The sequence below is a fragment of the Acinetobacter defluvii genome (genome assembly GCF_001704615.3).
GTDB lineage: Bacteria > Pseudomonadota > Gammaproteobacteria > Pseudomonadales > Moraxellaceae > Acinetobacter > Acinetobacter defluvii.
In genome coordinates this window covers 2,493,118-2,511,298 of sequence record NZ_CP029397.2, presented here as the reverse complement: position 1 = coordinate 2,511,298, position 18,181 = coordinate 2,493,118, and the positions used below count along the sequence as shown (strand labels likewise).

The window sequence follows — 18,181 nt, the reverse complement described above, 5'->3', positions numbered from 1 at the left end:
TGGTCCCACCGACGAATGATCAACACATCCATGATACTAAATGAAATAAAAAAGACCAGATCGCAGCATGATCTGGTCTTTTTTACTAAGTTAACCAAACTTAACTTAAATTGTTATCTTGAGAGATAATCAAATCTTATTGATTTGCTTGTGGAGCAGCTGGTGCTGAACCTTCAGCAGCACTTTCAGTTGCAGGTTGTTCAGAAGACGGTTGAGCAGCAGCAGAAGCATCTTCAGTTGTTGCAGATTCTTGAGTTGAAACAACTACTTTTTCAGCTTCATCAGCCGCTTTTTCAGCAGTTGCAGCAAAAGAAGCAGTTGCAGCAGTTAGAGCAAAAGTAGTCGCTAAAAGAGTTTTAACTAAATTCATGATCGGCATCCTTATTCGTTTAAAAATAACGCCCAAGATTTTTACATTGTCGATTTGGTTGAGTAGGTGACAACAATCATTGGGAACGAAAACCATGCTAAGGGGTGATAAAAAAATAGGCAACCTTATGAACAAAGGAAAACAGTTTGGGTTACGCAATAGATATAAAAATCCAACTTTTGTGTGATTATTGTGAAAAATCCTCCATTCTTTCTACTTTAAATGTGTGAAAATATAAAAAATTGATTAAAATTTAATCTATAAATTTACTTATTATCAACATAAAATGATTAATCTATGCTATTTTTTAATTTTTATTTAAGAATGTTTTTAAATTTTTTATATGTATTTATTTTTAAAAAACTGATAGAAATGAATTGCTTAATTTTTTTTACACATGTTAGGTTCATAGTTTTTTATGATAAAAAATAATGTCTTAGTCAAGTTTTAAGATTTTATGTGCTTTGCTTATATGATTATCTGCAAAATTAATTCTAAACTAGGCTTTAATCCCTAAATTTTTCTTGATTGAGTGTAGCCCTGTGAAAATTATTGCCAGTGTAGCCGTTAAAACCCATATCATTTCTGGATTTTTAGGGGCTGGAAAAACCACCTTGTTACAACATTTATTAAAACAAAAACCTGAACATGAAACATGGGCGATTTTGATGAATGAATTTGGGCAAATTGGTATAGATCAGCAATTATTGCCTCGTGATCAAGGTTATGAAATTAAAGAGTTGCTTGGAGGGTGTCTATGTTGCGCAAGTCAGTTACCCATGCAAATTGCATTATCTCGTTTGATTCAAGAGCAAAAACCAGACCGCTTATTTATAGAGTCGACAGGTTTGGGGCATCCTGCACAGTTGTTAGAACAACTGACTGAGCCACATTGGCGATCTCAAGTAGATATGCGGGCTTTGGTGACGGTGATTGATGGCTCACGTTTGCATGATAAAGCTTGGATTTCACAAGACTTATATCAAGATCAACTCAAAGCAGCACAAATCGTAGTAGTTTCACATGCACAAGCTATGTCGGAAGTGGATCAACGAGTGCTAAATGATTTAAAAGATGAACATTTTACTCACATCCAAAACTGGTTAATGGCGGAACAGGGCAATATTCAACTTGAACAAATGGATGTTGCACATCAAGGCATGCAACGAAAAATTGTGCCGTTGATTCAGGTACAAAAGCAGTTTTCGGAAAATGCGCTTTTACCTGAAATTAAACAATTGCCTTACCATTATGTTGAATTTTCAAATGGTTATACCGTTGCGGGTTGGAAATTTTCTAAACGTTGGCAATTTAACTTTTATGATCTCTTAGATGTGCTATGTGAACAACAAGATTGGTTAAGAATTAAAGCAATATTGAATACTGATCAAGGTTGGATGACATTTAATTTTAATCCAGAGCAGCTTAACTATAAATCAGGCATAGAAAATATTGATAATCGAGTTGAAGTGATTACCCAGCAAGAGCGGGATTGGGAAAGTTTTGAAGCTGCATTATTAAGTTGTCGTATTGATTCAGTAGAAAAAGCACAGTAATTCTCTGGGAAATCTTATAGACTAGCGCCATATTGAAGAACTTGAATTTTGGATTGTTCATGGCGCTAAAAGCAACGATTTATAAAGCGGATTTAAATATTGCCAATATGGATGTACATCAATATGGTGATTATCAACTCACGATGGCGTTACATCCTTCCGAAACGGTTGAGCGTTTGATGGTGCGTGTTTTGGCGTTTGCACGTTTTGCGAGTGAAGAATTGGAATTTACCAAAGATTTATTTGAAACTGATGAGCCTGCATTGTGGGAAAAAGATTTAACAGGACAACTTGTTCAATGGATCGAAGTGGGTCTGCCTGATGAAGATAAAGTAAAAAAAGCAGCAGCACGTTGTAAAAATGTCGCAGTGATCGCTTATGGTTCTGCGGTTGCAGAATGGTATAAGCGCAGTTCAAAGCTAAAAACATTGTCCAATGTGCAAGTTTGGCAATTGTCTGAAGCGACTACTGAATCGATTCAACAACTTTGTGAGCGTACGATGCAATTGCAGCTCAATGTGATGGATGGTGAATGGACATTGATTGGTGATCAAGCCCAAGCCGTAATCGAGTGGACACAGTTACAGTAAAATCAATCAAGATTAAATAAAATATTTAAATACGGAGCAAAGTGATGACAGCTGAGTTAGAAATTATCGATTTAGTGGTGGGTGGAGGTAAAGAAGCCGTGAAAGGTGCTTTAATTACCACACATTATACAGGTTGGTTAGAAGATGGCACCAAGTTTGATTCTTCACTTGATCGTGGTAACTATTTTGAAACGGTGATCGGTACAGGGCGTGTGATCAAAGGTTGGGATCAGGGGATTATGGGAATGAAAGTGGGTGGAAAACGTAAATTGATCGTTCCTGCTCATTTGGCGTATGGTGAGCGTAAAATGGGCAATATCATTCCTGCAAATTCTAATTTGATTTTTGAAATTGAATTGTATGATGTAAAAACACGTGACTAATCATGTGATTACACTTTGATATGATAAAGGCTCTAAGCGTATGGCTTGGAGTTTTTTTTGGCTAATTTGGATATTCAAAGCGTTTGAAATAAGTAAGCAAATAATAAAAATAAGGCGTTTTGTTATGAGATGTAATGTTGAGAAAAGCAAAAACAAGTTCTGATTTTTCTAAAAATAAAAATAAAAACAGATTATTAGCAAACATTTTTTCATTAATTTATAATACCGAATCCTGTGCAATCAACACAAAAATTCAATTTTAATATTCATTTCAGGATTATACCTTATAAAATACGTCATTAAGAATGTTTGCCTGATGATTTGAGTTTTGGTTTGATTTACTCCCATTTTATGTTTTAGCACACTGTTAAATGACGAAAGTGAAGATTGCGCTGTAATATAAAAACTTAACAAATCGACCATCCTCAACAATTAATCAAACATCCATAAAATCAATGAGCTAAAAATTTATGTTAAATCGTTTTTCTAAACCCATCGTTGCGTGTTTAACTTTATTGGCTACTTCTATGAGTATGATGTCACATGCAGAAACGCTAAAACCTGATAGAAATTTACTTACGATCATTGGTTATCATGAGATTACAGATCATGATCGGGCATTAATTCCACAATATGCAATTAAGTCTAAACAATTTGCACAGCAGATTAAGTCACTTAAAAAAGATGGTTTTAATTTTATTAGTGTAGATCAACTGATCAAAGCCAATCAAGGCAAATATAAATTACCCAAAAAGCCTCTACTACTGACGGTAGATGATGGTTATCAAAGCTTTTATAAATATGCTTATCCTATTGTTAAAGAAAAGCGTATTCCTGTGGTGTTGTCTGTGGTTGGTTCATGGATTGAAACACAAGGTAAGCAAGTGAGTTTTGGTGATCAAAAAATCTCACGTAGTGATATTTTGACCTGGGCTGAACTCAAAGAAATGCAAGACAGTGGCTATGTTGAGATCGGCAATCACAGTTATGATTTGCATCGTGGGATTTTAGGGAATCCACAAGGCAACTCTGAGCCTGCGGCAACCACGCGTTTGTATTCTCCAGAAACAAAAAGTTATGAATCTGATCAAACTTATGCCGCTCGCATTTATCAAGACTTAAAGAAAAATAATGATTTATTGCAACAACATGGTATCCGTAGTCCACGTGTGATGGTTTGGCCATATGGGCAATACAACATGAAAACCGTGGAGATCGCCAATCAATTAGGTATGCCGATTACGATTACTTTGGATGATGGCAGTAATGATGTAAAACAGTCTTTAAATCATTTAAATCGTATTTTGGTGGAAAGTGATACAACACGAGAGGATTTACTGGCAGATATTCGAACCCGTGAAATGGGGCTAAATGATAATAATCGTCCACAGAAAATCATGCATGTCGACTTAGACTATTTATATGATGCTGATCCTGCACAAGAAGAGAAAAATATCGGATTGTTACTGGATCGAATTCAAGCCATGAAAGTCAACACGGTTTATTTACAAGCTTTTTCTGATCCTGATGCGGATGGGTCTGCAGATATGGTGTATTTCCCAAATCGTTATTTGCCGATGCGCGCGGATTTGTTTAATCGTGTGGCGTGGCAAATTCAGTCGCGTACTCAAGTCAATCGTTTGTATGCATGGATGCCACTCTTGGCATGGCAGTTACCCGACAAAAATCCTGTATCTAAACATTTGGTGGCAACCCAGCAAGCTAAAAAATCTGATCATTTAAACATGGGTTATCATCGTTTGTCGCCATATTCGCCTGAAGCGCGTGAAGTGATTCGGGGAATTTATGAGGACTTAGCCAAGTCTTCAAATTTTAATGGCATTTTATTCCATGATGATACGACTTTATCGGATTATGAAGATACCAGTGACTATGCATTGGCTGCCTATAAAGCTGCAGGTATTTCTACTGATTTAGATGCAGTGCGTAAAGATGATGAGCAATTGCAAAAATGGACTGCATTTAAGACCAAAACCATTGATGATTTTGCGATGCAAATGGCAGACCAAATTCGTTATTATCATCCCTATCTCGTGACTGCTCGTAATATGTATGCACAAGTTGCACTAAATGCATATTCGGAAAACTGGTATGCGCAGTCCTTAGAGCAATCTCTAAATCGTTATGACTTTACTGCGATTATGGCAATGCCATATATGGAGCAAGTGCAAGATAAAGAGAAGTTTTTTAATGATCTTGTCAAACGAGTGAAGTCATATCCAAATGGGTTAAAGAAAACCGTATTTGAGCTGCAAGCGACCAACTGGAGAAACAATCAGCCTGTTCCGACACAAGAGATGGCAGATACGATAAAATCACTTTATCAGCAGGGTGCAATGCATATTGCCTATTATCCTGATGATCCTTTTAAAAACCATCCAGATCCTAAAATGATGCGTGAAGTATTTGGTTTAAAAGCCAACCGTCTGGTGCCGTGATCATTTATATGGAACCTTTACAACATTTTTGGCATGTGGCATTAGATTTTGTATTTTTCTATCCACTCTTTATGTCATATCTTTGGATGATTGGGGCAGTTATTTTCTATCAAAAAGAAAAGAAAGAGCCACCTTATGATCAACCTAACTCCCTGCCAACTTATCCAAAAGTGGCAGTGCTTGTCCCATGTTTTAATGAAGAGGACAATGCAGAAGAAACTTTAAGTCATGCGCTCCAGTTGAATTATCCTGATTTTGAAGTGATCGCCATTAATGATGGAAGCTCAGACAATACCGCACAAGTTTTAGATGCTTTGGCAGCAAAATATGAAAAACTGCGTGTGGTGCATTTGGCGCATAACCAAGGTAAGGCGATGGCATTACAAGCAGGCAGTTTACTGACTGATGCTGAGTATTTGATCGGCATTGATGGAGATGCTTTGCTTGATCCGCATGCTGCAATGTGGATGGTACGTCATTTTCTGGCAGATAATTCTGTGGCTGCTGTAACAGGGAATCCACGGATTCGTACACGCTCAACTTTGCTTGGACGTATCCAAGTAGGTGAGTTTTCCTCAATTGTGGGATTAATCAAACGTGCGCAACGGACTTTTGGACGCTTGTTCACGGTGTCAGGTGTGATTACCGCTTTTCGTAAAAGTGCCGTGCATGATGTGGGCTATTGGTCACCAAATGCATTGACAGAAGATATTGATATTACTTGGAAATTACAGCGTGCTGGTTGGAATATCCATTTTGAGCCAAATGCATTGGTATGGATTTTGATGCCTGAAACTTTAAATGGTTTATGGAAACAGCGTTTACGTTGGGCGATGGGTGGGGCGCAAGTCTTAATTAAAAATATAGATGTTGTATTTAAACCCAAGCTTAATTATCTTTGGCCACTGATTTTGGAGTTGGTGCTGACTTTAGTGTGGTCGTATCTGATGCTTGCTGTTACTATAATTTGGTTATTGCATTTTATCTTTCCAATTTCAGGTTTAAGTCAAACTGCTAGCTCACCATTTTTACCCTATGGCAGTGGAATTCTTTTAGGTTTGAGCTGTTTACTTCAGTTTGCTTTAAGTAAATGGATGGATAGTAGGTATGAACCAAATCTTTTAAAGAATTATTATTGGATGATTTGGTATCCCTTTGTTTTTTGGTTAATCACCTTAACAGCAAGCATCGTCGCATTTCCGAAAGTGTTACTGCGTGGCAGCGGTAAACGTGCCCGTTGGATTAGTCCTGATCGAGGAATGCGCTCTTAGGCATTTAGAGTATTGATAAAATGAAATCAAACCTGATAATCGACTTGCGTCAGCAATTACCTTGGCATAAACGCTATTTATCAAATACCTCAACTGCGATGTTATGGGGTGTTTGGATACTATTATGGCGTCCGCTTTTATTATTGATTGGGGTACTCGGTATCCAAAAGCCACATATTGTGAACAATATTATCTCTGCTTTTACCCTTATTTTGCAGCATGGTCTTATCGCACTGATGGTGTGTGCATTAAGTTTATTGTTATGGAATCGTTTCATTCCTGCGAAAACACCGAGCCAAGCGCAAAGTAAGGCTATATCTGATTATGCTGAACATTTTGCTTTAAATGTGCAACAGATTGAAACAGGTCGTCAACAGAAAGTCAGTACAGTTTATCATGATGAAAATGGGAAAATTATTTCTATTCAATAAGTATAAGCATAAAAATCCCACATTTTAGTGGGATTTTTTATATGGCTTTGAGGTGTGGTGCAGTGGATGCAAGAAATAAAAGAGTCATGGATAATCTCGCATGCAAAAAATAAATTCGGCTGAGAGCATTCGCGGCTTGGCGTGTTTGGCTGTGGTTTTGTCACATTTAAGTTTAAGTTTTATTCCCTATTTGCATCGTTTTGATGCCAATGATATTGCGAATAATCAACTAATTTATGCCATTCACCATTCACCTTTTGCTTTTTGGTATTCAGGTACGGCTGCCGTTTTTATTTTTTTTTGTGCTGAGTGGTTATGTGTTGAGTTATGCGATCTGTAAGGTACCTGAACAGATTCCATTTAAACTTAAAAATATGTGGATTAAGCGTTATCCACGCTTGATGATTCCCGCATTGATTTCTTGTTTGATCATTTGGCTTATTTTTAATACGATCCAGATAGATAGTCGTCAGGTGGGTGGTTGGCTACAAGCGTATGTCATGCAAGATTTTTCGCTCAAAACGGCAGTTTATGAAGGAACCATAGGTTCTTTTCTATTTGCGGAAAGTAGTATCAATTGGGTACTTTGGACGATGACGATTGAGCTATTAGGTTCATTTACCCTATTTATTTTAATTTATTTAAAACAATTGCATACTGCTTTTTTTGTGCTGGGTTCAGTGGCTTTTGCAGGTTTGGCGCTGTGGTGGCGAGGTGAAGGCTTTTTTTGTGGAATTTCTAGCTTTATCATCGGGATGTATTTTTATTTTTATGGTCGTCAAATTCCGCTATTTATTGCCGCTATCTTATTAATCTTTGGATTGTATTTGGCGGGTGCGCATAATAGCAGTTGGTCTTATGCTTGGTTATATGCGCAGATTGGGGAAAGAACTTATGAATATAGCAATTTTTTTGCAGGTATTTTGATTGTTTATAGCATTTTAATGAGCCAAGAATTATCTCGTGTTTTAGATAAACCTGTATTGGTGTGGCTAGGAAAACTGTCTTTTTCTGTGTATTTATTACATTTGATTTTGATGTATGTGATTTGCATTCCCGTGTTTAATTTATTGTTAGATTTAGGTGCAAGTTATCTCTTTGCTGTGCTTTTGGCAGCGTTGATTTTTATTGCAGCCACCTTATGGATTGCCGAGTTTTATAGCCGTTATGTCGATCAATTGGCGATGACAAGCAGCCAGAAATTAGCAAAATATTTGCTCAAGCCGAAGTTGTAGAGAGTTTTTGTATTTTTTTGATCTACATATACGCTGATTCAATATATGTTGGTTTAATATTAAGCCTATGATTAAAATAAGTAATTATGACGAAAATGAAAAAATATCTCATATTGATTGTGGGTGTGATCTGTAGTTTTGGACATGCCGATACAAATTTTAAAATTGAAATGCTTCAATCTCATTCACAATTGCGTAAGGCGTGTAAACAAGATGCGCTTGATGTATTTAAACCCAAACCCTATTCACTCAATGTAGGAAAAGTCACTTTAAATAGCTATTCATGCATTGGTCAAAAACATGATAATCCGCAATATTATTCTGCTTATGCACTTAAGTTCGCTTCAGGAAAACAGTTATTTTTTTATGATCAAACGGCTGATGTAAACACATATGTCGACATTGATGCATATGCAGTTGGTTCTTCAGTAGTGGTATTTGATAATATGAATGAGCGTGGGGGTGACTTGATTTTAATTTGGTTACAGAATGCACAACATGTATATTCTACAAAAATCCCTTATATGACGTCTGATGAAGGCAGTGTGGATGTCGTTGTTCAAGGTGAAAACATTATTTTACAAAAGAAAGTTTATATTGGAGATGATGCGAAGACACAAGCAAAGTTTAAAAAAGTAGGGCAAGCCCTTGTACTAAAAAAAGAAAATACCAAAGGCTTAACGTACTCTTCAGGTCATTTAAAAAACTTCCAGCATGACGCATTTAGGTAGAATAATAAATAAGCTGAGATGATAAAACTGAATCAAGAGGAGCTTTAAATATGAAAATGCTGCTGGTTTTGATAATTGTTATGATCGTGATTTTTTTGGTGTATCGAATGCTCACTACTCAGCAAATTTCCAAATTTAAACCTTCAACTTTTAAAGCGGTCAAAGATGCGACCCAACCGAAAATACACACCACAAAAATTGAGCCGATGGCATTTAACGATGAAGAACAATTGTTATTTGATGATGTCGCAAAATTACTATTTGAACAGCAATTACAATGTACACAGCTGGCACAAGCAGAACAAATTCAGCAACAATTTTTAAGTAAAATGCCTGCCAAAACGGACAGTCAAATTGGTGAATTTGATTTAGACGAATGGTGTATCTACTGGAATTATCGTCATCAATCTTTAGAATATTATGTCGGTAAATATGGAATTTTTTACACTCATGTCGATCATCATGGCGTAGAGCATAAAGTAGAATTTAAAACAATAATTTGATTTTAAAGTATATTTTAAAACCTATAGCTCGACCTTAAAATGTTACTTGTTCTAAATCAAAAATCTTGATTCAAACGAGAATAATGAAAAGCAGCCTTACTTAACTACATGCTTGTGCCAACAGCTTCATACTGGTACCTGCGTCGCCCTGTATTGTAAATTGTAAGGCACGAGCATGATTTTCTATAAAAGAAATAAACACTTAATCATAAATAAGCTGATCAAAAGTATGTAGGAGTTGATCCCAAATGGCTTCTGAGCCTTGACGAAAATAACCCATATGCCCAATCTGTTTTAAGCCAAGGCGATTGGCAGTGATATCGATATAATGCATTTCTGCATTTTGATAATGTTGCATAAAAGCATGCCGTGAATTTGGTAATGCCCAATCATCATCCAAAGCTGCCACGGCATAAATAGGTACTTTTACTTGAGCATATAAATCTTTCAGCGCTGCTTGCTCAGGATCCGAAAAGAAATAAGTCGGATTTTTACACCATTTTCGCCATTGTTGATAGACGCCTCTAGGTAAGTCTGCACCCATATTGAACTTGCTCCATGGCAAATAACCTGTCGCAGCCACTATCGGGGGGAAGACAATATTCCAAATCACCTGAACTTTCAATCTTTCTTTCAAGGGCATATACCCATGCCAACCTGCACCTGTGCCAAAGCAGTACATGGCAGTGACTTTGGCATGATTGGGGGTTAAACCTAAAGCCTGTCCTCCATAGGAATGTCCGACCACAAATAAAGGCAGTTGTTCATCGGCAAAATAGTCAATTGCGCCTGCCAGATCGAGTTTTCCCCAATCGAGATAGGACATTTCAAAACCTTTTAAGTTTTTCGGTGAGGATGCCCCCACACCACGATAATCAAAAGTCAGGACTTGATAGCCATATTGAGTCATATATTCAGAAAAACGACGATAGAAGCCTTGTGGGACACCTGTTGCACTGGCAAGAATGATTTTGGCTTTTATCGTGACTATAGTTGGAGAATATATAACACCATTTAAAACATAGCCATCTAAAGCATTTAGGGAAACTTGTTCAGTATCAAAACCAAATGTTTCAGTCTGTCGTTGTAGGTTTTGCATTGTCAATTCTCTATTTTAAATGATTTTACTCAACTTTATCCTGATTAAGTTATTTTAAATCAGTTACTTGCCTTTGAATTGAGGTGCACGACGCTCTAACATAGCATTTACACCTTCTTGGGCATCTTCAGAACTCAGTAGCGGATTGAGCAATCCTTGTAAGTTTGCAAATGCAGCTTCAGGACTTTGTAAAAAGGCTTGGTGTGCAGATTTGAGCGCTGCTTGTACTGCCAGTGGGGCTACTTGTGCGATACGTTCAGCCAGCTCAATAGCACGAATCAATTGATTATTGCCTTCAACGACTTCGGTTACTAGATTCATTTCATAAGCAGTTTGTGCATAGAATAAATCACCTGTGAGAACATATTTCATGGCTTTCGCCCAACCCGCAGCTTGTATAAAGCGCACGGTTGCACCACCAAAAGGCAAGATGCCACGTTGTACTTCTATTTGCGTAAATTGGGTATTTTCATTGGCAACCACGATGTCAGAGTTCAACATCAACTCAATACCGGCGGTATAACAATAACCTTGCACTGCAGTCACTAAAGGTTTAGTACGCTGCCGTCCCACAGTTCCCCAAGGATTGACAGTTTCATCACTAAAGCTAAATATACCTTCAGCAAGTTTAGGTTGTAACTCAACCAAATCTAAGCCTGCGGTAAAATGATCACCATGTGCAAAAATGACTGCACAACGTAATTCGGGATTATTTTCGTATTCTGTCAAGGCAAGGGAAAGGTCTTGAATCATATGACTATCAAAAGCGTTACGCTTATTTGCACGATCTAAGCCAATTAAAAAAATATGACCACGAATTTCTCGGCTCACTTTTCCTTGAATATTTGACATTGTTTTTCTCACTTTTAGTTTTTGTGATTGGTTATTTTTTATATTTTTAAACGGAGGTTAGAAAACTGTCAAATTTAATTTCTAATCAAAGTGTATTTGGCTAAATAGGTATTGGTCTTAAATCTAAGTATTTGACTGGTCAAGCTTTGTAAAATAGTTTGCATTTATCCAATTTTTTTTCATAATGAGCACGTCGTTTTATGGGTAGCCCAACATGTCAGGATTAGAAATATTTGCCGTGATCATTAGTGTCATCGGTGTGGCTTTAACCATAAAACGAAATATGTGGTGTTGGTTTTTTAATTTTTTAGCTTTTGTTTTATATGCCTATTTATTCTTTGAATTTAAATTATATGGAGAAACCATTTTACAGTTTTTCTTTATGGTGGTGAATTTCTATGGTTTTTATCATTGGCTCAAAGGCAAACAGCAAGATCATGAGATCCGCATAGTCCCTATTTCAGTACACTTGGTCATTATACAGATGTTCTTGGCTGCAGTTGGTGGTTTCTTATTTGGTTGGTCATTACACCATTTTACTGATGCTGCTTTGCCTTGGTTGGATTCACAACTGGCAGCATTTAGCTTACTTGCAACTTATTGGACTAGTCGAAAACATATTGCAACATGGGTACTTTGGGTATTTGTTGATATTGTATATGTCGGAATGTTCTTACATAAAGATTTATATTTGACTGCAGTTTTATATGCTGCATTTGTATTAATGGCTGCTTTTGGCTGGTGGCAGTGGACACAAGTTAAAAATAAACAAGGATTGAATATTTCAGGCTACCGCTAAATGTTGATTGATTTTATTTCCATACAAAAGAACAAATTTCAAATCCTTGCAAAGAAAATCCAAGCGCAACCTGAACGATTTATAGATTTTGATTCAGTTTCTGATTTTTATAAAGCCACATGGTTAAATGACTTTCCTACAGGAACAACTTGGGCGGTCACAGGTTTGGACAATGGTGCTGATGAATTTGATATTTTAATTGAATATCGAGATTTATACTTAAGGATTGAATGCACTCAACCCATTAAAATATATACGGGTATGAAATAAATTAGGTGAAATGATTTACAGCGCTTGAAGAAATATTATAAATTAGAAGATGGTTTGATTAAGAAATTAAATTGATGATTTAACTTGAAAAGTGTATTGTTTATGTGTGATGTATTTATCAAGTGAATTAAAAAATGATTTATATTTTACATAATCTTATTAATAAAGTGAGATAAGTATTTTTTAATGATTTTTATGTATGATGGTTCAGATTTATTTTATCTATTTAAAATAGGTAAAAATGAAATAAGAAATAGAAATAAATAGGTCAGATTGAAATGAAAGCATGGGGAAAGCTCAATGAGTTTTTAAATGGGAATATAATTTTAAACTGGAATACCCTCACGAAATGCTGCTTGGTGATGATTCTTGGCGCATTGATCTATACGCTTTGGATTTCATGGTATTTATTTGTTTTTAGTATTCCAGCATTGCAGCAGTGGATGAATGAGGAACTTTATTATTCTCATTTAAGTATGTCAGTCGTCATTTTATGCTTATTTTTAGTATTTGCCTTTATCAGTTGGAAATTTAATCATTATAAATGGGTTCAGGACTATTTCCCGTATATTGCAATTTTATATTTTGCTTCAACACTGATTTATGGTGGTTTTAATGTAGGTATTATTAGTCCTGCAACTATGGGGGGATATATTAGCCTGATTTCTGTGGGAGTGGTTTTATTTGATCGTAAAATCATTTATAGCGCTGCGATTCCCGTGACTCTTTTTATGTTAATAACGATTGTTTTAAGCAGCTTAAAACAAATACCGTATGCGCCATTATTTAGTGAGAAACTAAATAGTAGTAACTTATCGGAAAACCCATTTTGGGTTTATAGTATGTTTATTCTATATTTTCCGATTTTTATTTTTTCAATTGTACTTTTTGAGATTTTATTGACGCAATGGCGCAACCGTGAAGCCCAAATTAAAAACATGAGTTTGCTTGATCCTCTTACCAATATCTTTAATCGCCGTAGTCTTGCACAGCATCTTCACTGCATTCAACGAGAAAGAAAATCATATGCTTTAATTTTGCTAGACCTAGATTATTTTAAAAATATTAATGATAATTATGGGCATGATGTAGGAGATTTGGTGCTGACCAAAGTTGCTAAAATTCTTGATTTACATTTAAATGAACAAGACATGGCAGGACGATTTGGTGGAGAAGAATTTTTATTGATCTTGCAAAATAAAACCCAAGAACAAGCGATACAGATTGCAGAGCAATGCCGAGAAGGAATTGAGCAAGAGCCGATATTGTTAGATTTACAGCATAAATTACATGTGACCGCCAGTTTTGGCGTGGCATTGTCTGAGCAAAATAAGACCAAAGAAATGGTGTTGAGGCAAGCAGATCAGGCATTATATTTTGCCAAAAAACAAGGACGTAATCAGGTTAGGTGCTATGCTGAAATTGATGAAGTGAATGATTTAAATTTGGACGTATAAATATAACTTTAAATTTTAATAAACTTAGGTACAAGCATCAGCACTATTCCAGTACAGAGCAGTAGGGCAATATTCTCAACAAAATAAGGATAAATCATTAATCCAATGCCACAAATCAATGCCATTGTATGTTGCTGTTTCTTACCATAAATAAAATAGCCTAAGCCAATCGAGCTAAATAACACACCCAATAATAAAACGCTGACATTCATTTTTTACTATACTTTGCTGAAAAAATCACTATGCCGTATCTAACTGAAGCTATACTTAAAACAGCTCATTCTTTATCTATTTAGAAAAAGTATAAAAGTATATTGTCTAGATGATTCTTGGTTTAAAAAAGAGAAAAGTTATGTCGGTGATTTTACCTGTTGCACAACGTGGAGAAGCTGTTTTAACACTTGTTGCTGCAGCCGTTGCTGAAACTGAATTTGGTAGTGAGTGGCTGCAACAATTGGCTGCTGCTTTACATACCACGATGTTACAGAGAAATGGTGTCGGCATCGCTGCACCACAAGTATATATTTCCAAAAGAGTCATCATCGTGGCATCTCGTCCAAATCCTCGCTATCCTGATGCACCAGAGATGGATGCTGTAGTGATGGTGAATCCTGAAATTTTATCGTTTTCTCAACAAACAGTTTTAGGTGAAGAGGGGTGTTTGAGTGTACCTGATGAGCGTGGACAAGTTTGTCGTGCTGAACAGATCGCAGTGCGATATTTTAGTTTGCATGGTGAACAAGTCGAAACGACATTTTCAGGTTTTCCTGCTCGAATTGTACAACATGAAGTTGATCATTTGAATGGTGTGTTATTTGTAGATCGGCTTGGATCAAAATAATAAAGAATTATTAGTTTTTATTTTGCTATATAGCTTATTTCTATCTGATTCATTTTGAAGATAGGTATAATAAGGTAATTATGTAATGCTAGGGCGAATGTATGAAAGCTGAATTTCAACAAGGTAAAATTAAACAATATCATGCTGATAAAGGTTTTGGTTTTATTGGTGGACTTGAACAAGATATTTTTTTTCATATTTCTGATTTTCCACTGGCAGATGGTGAACCAAAGCGTAATGAGCGTGTGAAGTTTGTTGTGGTTGAAAATAATGGCAAGTTAAAAGCCACTAAAATTGAGCGAGTAGAAGACAATTCAGCTAAAGCGAAAAAGACCAAAGTGGTGAAGCATAATAATGCGATTACGGATACTTTATTGTCGAATTTTAGAAAATAATTAATCGCTTAAAAGATATTTTCCTCCTTTTTTAGTTGAATGTTTTATTAAAAGGGAGGACTAAATCTATTGGGATAATAAAAATAAGCAAATCTTAGACCCATTTGACAGCCAGTACTGCGAAAACGAGGCATTATTGAAGCATCATTTAATTTAATGGAGTCAGTTTGATCTGGAATATACACGGCATAGACTGAAAATTGGATTACTGATTACAATATTTCTACTTTCACCTTGTATGCAGTAGTACATGGATACAGTTTGGGCATTTAGCAGCTTTTTAGATCTATTAAATTAAAATCTGCTTAAACCAAATGCACGATGATGAGGCTTCAAAGCTCTTTCAAACTCATTAGGCTCTTAACCAATGCCACTCCGACTTCTACAAATGGCAGGCAGAATAGTCTTTTGAAACACCATTGAATTTGGATAATCTTCTTTTACAAAAAATCGAAAATGATTCTACTCCATATTTTATAATCAGATACTATTCCCGTATAGATATCCCCCATTGCAATTCTTCATCAAATTCACGCTATCTTTAGCAACAAAATAGCTTTCATGTACCTCAAAAGAACCTATAAGCCAATCCCTTAATTTGGTTTGATAAAAAATTTATTTTATTTAAATAGGGCTTAGGAAGTAAACATATCTAAGTTATATGGTAACTTCCTAAGTCCTAATCTTCATATTATTTTGTTGGGGCGTTTAAAAGGCGATAGACATTAGTCGTATATGCTTTATTTACATGTTTTGTGATGAAGCATAAATGTAAGAATATATAACAAAAATTGAAAAGTTAATTCGAAAAAAGAATTGAAAATATAATGTTATTCGGTAAAACTGATTTTAATAAAGCCACAAAGTTAAGATAAATTACACATGTGTTATCCTTTTACACATAATGTTACTTTTATGTTTTAACTAAGTTTCAACGCTTTCATAATTTAACAAAAAAGCAAATGTGCAGGTTTAGAGGGGGTAGTAGTAAATACTACTACAAACAACAGACAAAACATTGGTTGTATCTTCATTATAGAGGGGTGATTCAGCCAATTTTGCACGGATGCAGCATACAATTAAAGACTAGGAGTTTTTTATGAGTCGATTCCTCAACAGTAAAACATTTGTTTTGAAGAGTTTAGCCCTAACTGTAACCGCTTTGATGGTGACAACAGTAAACGCAGCAACATCTGATCAAGAGGAAATCAAACAACTTCGTCAAGAAGTTGAAGCTTTAAAAGCATTAGTTCAACAGCAACAACAAGTACAACAACAGCAACAAGTTAAATTACAAGAAGTCGCAACTCAACCTGCTGCGCCACAGTCACCTTTAGCATCGCTCAAATCGAAAGCGGGCGCAGACGTTAACCTTTACGGTTTTGTTCGTGCAGATGCTGAATATCAATTTAAAGGTGGTCCAAACGGTATTTTTAATGATATTAACCGTGTTGACTTAAATGGTAATAATGCGAATGAAGATCGCCTTTATAGCACAGCAGCAACATCACGTATCGGTTTAGATTTTAAAGCGCCAGTTCAAGGTGCTGATGTTGGCGGTAAAATCGAGATTGATTTCCGTGGTTCAGGTGACACAGTTCGTATTCGTCATGCTTACTTAAATTATAACAATTGGTTATTTGGTCAAACGACATCATCGTTCTTATCAACTGAAACTCAGCCAGAAATGATGGATTTTAACTCTCCATTAGGTATCGGTACAAAACGTACACCAATGGTTCGTTATAGTGATAAATTAGATGCCAATACACAGTATTTTGTTGGTCTTGAAAAAGGACGTGATGAAAACCGTTTACCTGCGGCAACAGCAAAAATCAGTCATAAACTCGGTGATACAGCATTACTTACTGGTCGTGCTTTGATTCAAGAAGTGCGTGGGCGTACTGCAGATGATGCCACTGAATTTGGTTGGGGTGTGGGTTTAGGTGCGAAACTTAATCTTGCAGAGCAACTAACCGTATTTGGTGATTATTCACATGTGAAAGGAGATAACTTCTTCTTATTGTATACAGATAATCCATATAAAGTTGATGAGAATAAGAAAGATATTGATTTGACAGATATTGATGCAGTGACTGTGGGGGCAACCTATAAAATCACACCTAAATTACGCAGTACAATTGGTTATGGTGCAGCATTTTACGATGACAGCACTTTAGGTAAAGATGCAAATGAAAAGCTACAACAAGGTTGGCTAAACGTAATGTATAGCCCTGTAAAACCAATTACTTTTGGTACTGAATATGTCTATGGTGAGCGTGAAACTGTTGGTGGTGCAAAAGGTCGAGATAGCCGTCTAGGGGTTATGGCAAAATATGATTTCTAATCTATTCCATTGAATATGAAATAACTAAACAGGAGCGTAAATTGCTCCTGTTTTTATTTACATATTACTAAAAAATAGATACTTTATTTTTGATTTAAAAATAATCAGAATAAATGTTATCTATAACTTTAGTCTAACAACAAGGTGTAAATACCCATAAAATTGTAAAAAAAAGCAGACATTTTTTTGAAATTCTGCATAATGTTGCCTCTTTTTAAGCTTACAAATCACACACGTGATTTACAGCGATTTTGTAACAGTATTAGTAAAACTTTTAATATTGTTGGGTCAGTTTATTCATGATGATATCCAGATGAGTAGACTGTAGTTCTGATGTTTTGATGAAACTACCATTTTATCAATGATAGAAGGAATGATGATGTTTTATAAAATATACCTACGATCTTATAGGGTATTTCCATCCATCAAAAATACAGTCAAAATTTATTGATATAGCATTTTTAAGAATAGCGCTGTTCTGTATTCCTTTTCGTTGTGCAGTTTTACTTTATTTGCTGTTGAAATAAGAACGTCATCAATGACAAATAAGACTGTAGAACAAAAAGTATCACCTCAATTAAATGGAAAGAAT

Annotated in this window: 18 protein-coding genes and 3 pseudogenes; 16 read left to right on the top strand and 5 right to left on the bottom strand. The window is 35.7% G+C overall.

Annotated elements, in window-relative coordinates; all coding sequences use genetic code 11:
- Nucleotides 1–136 precede the first annotated feature (136 nt).
- Nucleotides 137–370, bottom strand: coding sequence for a hypothetical protein (locus tag DJ533_RS14415; protein ID WP_065994724.1), 234 nt, complete (start codon nucleotides 368–370; stop codon nucleotides 137–139).
- 542 nt (nucleotides 371–912) lie between these two features.
- On the opposite strand from DJ533_RS14415, the gene DJ533_RS14410 reads away from it, so the two are divergent.
- The 9 genes and pseudogenes from DJ533_RS14410 to DJ533_RS14370 all read left to right on the top strand — a co-directional run bounded on the left by DJ533_RS14410 (nucleotide 913) and on the right by DJ533_RS14370 (nucleotide 9,529).
- Nucleotides 913–1,926 carry a CobW family GTP-binding protein gene (locus DJ533_RS14410; protein ID WP_065994723.1) on the top strand — a complete coding sequence of 338 codons (1,014 nt, stop codon included), beginning with the start codon at nucleotides 913–915 and terminating at the stop codon, nucleotides 1,924–1,926.
- A 59-nt stretch (nucleotides 1,927–1,985) separates the two neighbouring features.
- Nucleotides 1,986–2,516 (top strand): YaeQ family protein, encoded by a 531-nt coding sequence (locus DJ533_RS14405; RefSeq protein ID WP_065994722.1) that lies wholly within the window; start codon nucleotides 1,986–1,988, stop codon nucleotides 2,514–2,516.
- A 44-nt stretch (nucleotides 2,517–2,560) separates the two neighbouring features.
- Nucleotides 2,561–2,899 carry an FKBP-type peptidyl-prolyl cis-trans isomerase gene (locus DJ533_RS14400; RefSeq protein WP_065994721.1) on the top strand — a complete coding sequence of 113 codons (339 nt, stop codon included), beginning with the start codon at nucleotides 2,561–2,563 and terminating at the stop codon, nucleotides 2,897–2,899.
- A gap of 470 nt (nucleotides 2,900–3,369) precedes the next feature.
- The gene (pgaB, locus tag DJ533_RS14395) at nucleotides 3,370–5,358 is read left to right on the top strand and encodes a poly-beta-1,6-N-acetyl-D-glucosamine N-deacetylase PgaB (protein ID WP_065994720.1); all 1,989 of its coding nucleotides are present in this window, start codon (nucleotides 3,370–3,372) and stop codon (nucleotides 5,356–5,358) included.
- Nucleotides 5,359–5,366: 8 nt separating this feature from the next.
- Nucleotides 5,367–6,629 carry a poly-beta-1,6-N-acetyl-D-glucosamine synthase gene (gene pgaC / locus DJ533_RS14390; RefSeq protein WP_065994719.1) on the top strand — a complete coding sequence of 421 codons (1,263 nt, stop codon included), beginning with the start codon at nucleotides 5,367–5,369 and terminating at the stop codon, nucleotides 6,627–6,629.
- Between the two features lie 20 nt (nucleotides 6,630–6,649).
- Nucleotides 6,650–7,060 (top strand): poly-beta-1,6-N-acetyl-D-glucosamine biosynthesis protein PgaD, encoded by a 411-nt coding sequence (gene pgaD, locus DJ533_RS14385; protein ID WP_065994718.1) that lies wholly within the window; start codon nucleotides 6,650–6,652, stop codon nucleotides 7,058–7,060.
- 100 nt (nucleotides 7,061–7,160) lie between these two features.
- Nucleotides 7,161–8,295 (top strand): annotated as a pseudogene (locus DJ533_RS14380) (acyltransferase family protein).
- A gap of 95 nt (nucleotides 8,296–8,390) precedes the next feature.
- Nucleotides 8,391–9,026 carry a hypothetical protein gene (locus DJ533_RS14375; RefSeq protein ID WP_148245840.1) on the top strand — a complete coding sequence of 212 codons (636 nt, stop codon included), beginning with the start codon at nucleotides 8,391–8,393 and terminating at the stop codon, nucleotides 9,024–9,026.
- A gap of 80 nt (nucleotides 9,027–9,106) precedes the next feature.
- Nucleotides 9,107–9,529 carry a hypothetical protein gene (locus DJ533_RS14370; RefSeq protein WP_171488569.1) on the top strand — a complete coding sequence of 141 codons (423 nt, stop codon included), beginning with the start codon at nucleotides 9,107–9,109 and terminating at the stop codon, nucleotides 9,527–9,529.
- Nucleotides 9,530–9,731: 202 nt separating this feature from the next.
- On the opposite strand, the gene DJ533_RS14365 is transcribed toward DJ533_RS14370, so the two are convergent.
- Together DJ533_RS14365 and DJ533_RS14360 are read right to left on the bottom strand one after the other, a co-directional pair.
- Nucleotides 9,732–10,628 carry an alpha/beta hydrolase family protein gene (locus DJ533_RS14365; protein ID WP_065994716.1) on the bottom strand — a complete coding sequence of 299 codons (897 nt, stop codon included), beginning with the start codon at nucleotides 10,626–10,628 and terminating at the stop codon, nucleotides 9,732–9,734.
- Between the two features lie 63 nt (nucleotides 10,629–10,691).
- The gene (locus tag DJ533_RS14360; RefSeq protein WP_065994715.1) at nucleotides 10,692–11,480 is read right to left on the bottom strand and encodes a crotonase/enoyl-CoA hydratase family protein; all 789 of its coding nucleotides are present in this window, start codon (nucleotides 11,478–11,480) and stop codon (nucleotides 10,692–10,694) included.
- A gap of 214 nt (nucleotides 11,481–11,694) precedes the next feature.
- Between DJ533_RS14360 and pnuC the strand changes: the two genes are divergently transcribed.
- From pnuC to DJ533_RS14345, 3 genes are all read left to right on the top strand, one after another.
- Nucleotides 11,695–12,279 carry a nicotinamide riboside transporter PnuC gene (gene pnuC, locus DJ533_RS14355; protein ID WP_065994714.1) on the top strand — a complete coding sequence of 195 codons (585 nt, stop codon included), beginning with the start codon at nucleotides 11,695–11,697 and terminating at the stop codon, nucleotides 12,277–12,279.
- On the top strand, nucleotides 12,280–12,549 hold the full coding sequence (locus tag DJ533_RS14350; protein WP_065994713.1) for a hypothetical protein: 270 nt from the start codon (nucleotides 12,280–12,282) through the stop codon (nucleotides 12,547–12,549).
- 278 nt (nucleotides 12,550–12,827) lie between these two features.
- On the top strand, nucleotides 12,828–14,006 hold the full coding sequence (locus tag DJ533_RS14345; RefSeq protein ID WP_065994712.1) for a GGDEF domain-containing protein: 1,179 nt from the start codon (nucleotides 12,828–12,830) through the stop codon (nucleotides 14,004–14,006).
- Between the two features lie 8 nt (nucleotides 14,007–14,014).
- Here the strand turns inward: DJ533_RS14345 and DJ533_RS14340 are convergent, their stop codons facing one another.
- On the bottom strand, nucleotides 14,015–14,218 hold the full coding sequence (locus DJ533_RS14340) for an amino acid transport protein (protein WP_065994711.1): 204 nt from the start codon (nucleotides 14,216–14,218) through the stop codon (nucleotides 14,015–14,017).
- A gap of 140 nt (nucleotides 14,219–14,358) precedes the next feature.
- Here DJ533_RS14340 and def point away from each other — a divergent pair, with 140 nt between their 5' ends.
- From def to DJ533_RS18970, 3 genes and pseudogenes are all read left to right on the top strand, one after another.
- Complete coding sequence (gene def, locus DJ533_RS14335) at nucleotides 14,359–14,847, top strand: peptide deformylase (RefSeq protein WP_065994710.1); 489 nt, start codon at nucleotides 14,359–14,361, stop codon at nucleotides 14,845–14,847.
- Nucleotides 14,848–14,948: 101 nt separating this feature from the next.
- Nucleotides 14,949–15,242 carry a cold shock domain-containing protein gene (locus DJ533_RS14330; RefSeq protein WP_065994709.1) on the top strand — a complete coding sequence of 98 codons (294 nt, stop codon included), beginning with the start codon at nucleotides 14,949–14,951 and terminating at the stop codon, nucleotides 15,240–15,242.
- 76 nt (nucleotides 15,243–15,318) lie between these two features.
- A pseudogene (locus DJ533_RS18970) lies at nucleotides 15,319–15,515 on the top strand (IS982 family transposase); the annotation flags it as partial.
- A 112-nt stretch (nucleotides 15,516–15,627) separates the two neighbouring features.
- Here the strand turns inward: DJ533_RS18970 and DJ533_RS18965 are convergent.
- A pseudogene (locus DJ533_RS18965) lies at nucleotides 15,628–15,711 on the bottom strand (IS1595 family transposase); the annotation flags it as partial.
- A 630-nt stretch (nucleotides 15,712–16,341) separates the two neighbouring features.
- On the opposite strand from DJ533_RS18965, the gene DJ533_RS14325 reads away from it, so the two are divergent.
- The gene (locus DJ533_RS14325; protein ID WP_065994708.1) at nucleotides 16,342–17,589 is read left to right on the top strand and encodes a DcaP family trimeric outer membrane transporter; all 1,248 of its coding nucleotides are present in this window, start codon (nucleotides 16,342–16,344) and stop codon (nucleotides 17,587–17,589) included.
- Nucleotides 17,590–18,181: the final 592 nt, after the last annotated feature.

Bases quoted from the DNA above. Each gene is read 5' to 3' on its own strand.
- DJ533_RS14415 (WP_065994724.1), bottom strand. From the start codon at position 370: ATGAATTTAGTTAAAACTCTTTTAGCGACTACTTTTGCTCTAACTGCT.
- DJ533_RS14405 (WP_065994722.1), top strand. From the start codon at position 1,986: ATGGCGCTAAAAGCAACGATTTATAAAGCGGATTTAAATATTGCCAAT.
- DJ533_RS14400 (WP_065994721.1), top strand. From the start codon at position 2,561: ATGACAGCTGAGTTAGAAATTATCGATTTAGTGGTGGGTGGAGGTAAA.
- pgaB (WP_065994720.1), top strand. From the start codon at position 3,370: ATGTTAAATCGTTTTTCTAAACCCATCGTTGCGTGTTTAACTTTATTG.
- pgaC (WP_065994719.1), top strand. From the start codon at position 5,367: ATGGAACCTTTACAACATTTTTGGCATGTGGCATTAGATTTTGTATTT.
- pgaD (WP_065994718.1), top strand. From the start codon at position 6,650: ATGAAATCAAACCTGATAATCGACTTGCGTCAGCAATTACCTTGGCAT.
- DJ533_RS14375 (WP_148245840.1), top strand. From the start codon at position 8,391: ATGAAAAAATATCTCATATTGATTGTGGGTGTGATCTGTAGTTTTGGA.
- DJ533_RS14370 (WP_171488569.1), top strand. From the start codon at position 9,107: ATGATCGTGATTTTTTTGGTGTATCGAATGCTCACTACTCAGCAAATT.
- DJ533_RS14365 (WP_065994716.1), bottom strand. From the start codon at position 10,628: ATGCAAAACCTACAACGACAGACTGAAACATTTGGTTTTGATACTGAA.
- DJ533_RS14360 (WP_065994715.1), bottom strand. From the start codon at position 11,480: ATGTCAAATATTCAAGGAAAAGTGAGCCGAGAAATTCGTGGTCATATT.
- pnuC (WP_065994714.1), top strand. From the start codon at position 11,695: ATGTCAGGATTAGAAATATTTGCCGTGATCATTAGTGTCATCGGTGTG.
- DJ533_RS14350 (WP_065994713.1), top strand. From the start codon at position 12,280: ATGTTGATTGATTTTATTTCCATACAAAAGAACAAATTTCAAATCCTT.
- DJ533_RS14345 (WP_065994712.1), top strand. From the start codon at position 12,828: ATGAAAGCATGGGGAAAGCTCAATGAGTTTTTAAATGGGAATATAATT.
- DJ533_RS14340 (WP_065994711.1), bottom strand. From the start codon at position 14,218: ATGAATGTCAGCGTTTTATTATTGGGTGTGTTATTTAGCTCGATTGGC.
- def (WP_065994710.1), top strand. From the start codon at position 14,359: ATGTCGGTGATTTTACCTGTTGCACAACGTGGAGAAGCTGTTTTAACA.
- DJ533_RS14330 (WP_065994709.1), top strand. From the start codon at position 14,949: ATGAAAGCTGAATTTCAACAAGGTAAAATTAAACAATATCATGCTGAT.
- DJ533_RS14325 (WP_065994708.1), top strand. From the start codon at position 16,342: ATGAGTCGATTCCTCAACAGTAAAACATTTGTTTTGAAGAGTTTAGCC.